Origin of the sequence: Siphonobacter sp. BAB-5405, from assembly GCF_002872335.1 — a bacterium.
GTDB lineage: Bacteria > Bacteroidota > Bacteroidia > Cytophagales > Spirosomataceae > Siphonobacter.
In genome coordinates this window covers 1-470 of sequence record NZ_NJAG01000196.1, presented here as the reverse complement: position 1 = coordinate 470, position 470 = coordinate 1, and the positions used below count along the sequence as shown (strand labels likewise).

1 protein-coding gene is annotated in these 470 nt (G+C 45.5%); it reads left to right on the top strand.

Going from position 1 to position 470, the window contains the following annotated elements:
* The coding region (locus BWI97_RS26990) for an alpha/beta fold hydrolase (RefSeq protein WP_146011104.1) at positions 1-392 on the top strand (392 nt) is incomplete at its 5' end.
* Between the last annotated feature and the right edge of the window lie 78 nt (positions 393-470).

Below are 470 nucleotides of genomic sequence, written 5' to 3'. Positions count from 1 at the left end.
ATCAGGTAAAAGGCTTGCCGGAACAGCTACTGGCCGGACGGTTTCAGTACCTGCTGGACTGGCTTTTTCACTACGTCATGATTGACGACAGCAAAATGACGCCCCTGGAAAGAAATCACTACGCGGCGGCGTACAACGATGCCGAGAGCATTCGGGCTTCGAATGCCTGGTACCAAACGTTTAGTCAGGATATCCAGGACGCCCAAACCTATAGTCCTCTTGAAATGCCGGTACTGGGAATTGGTAGTTATATAAGTTACCAGTATATGAAGATGGGCTTACCCCACGTGGCCAGGAATTTAGAAATGGTTGGGATTCTGGATAGTGGTCATTATTTATTCGAAGAGCAACCGGAGCAGGTACTGGATGCCGTTTTTAGTTTTCTAAATTAACTCATTACCAATGTATTATTATAAAAAGTCATGCAAAAGAAAATTGTAGTGTTCGGTGCTACCGGCAACCTGGGAAAC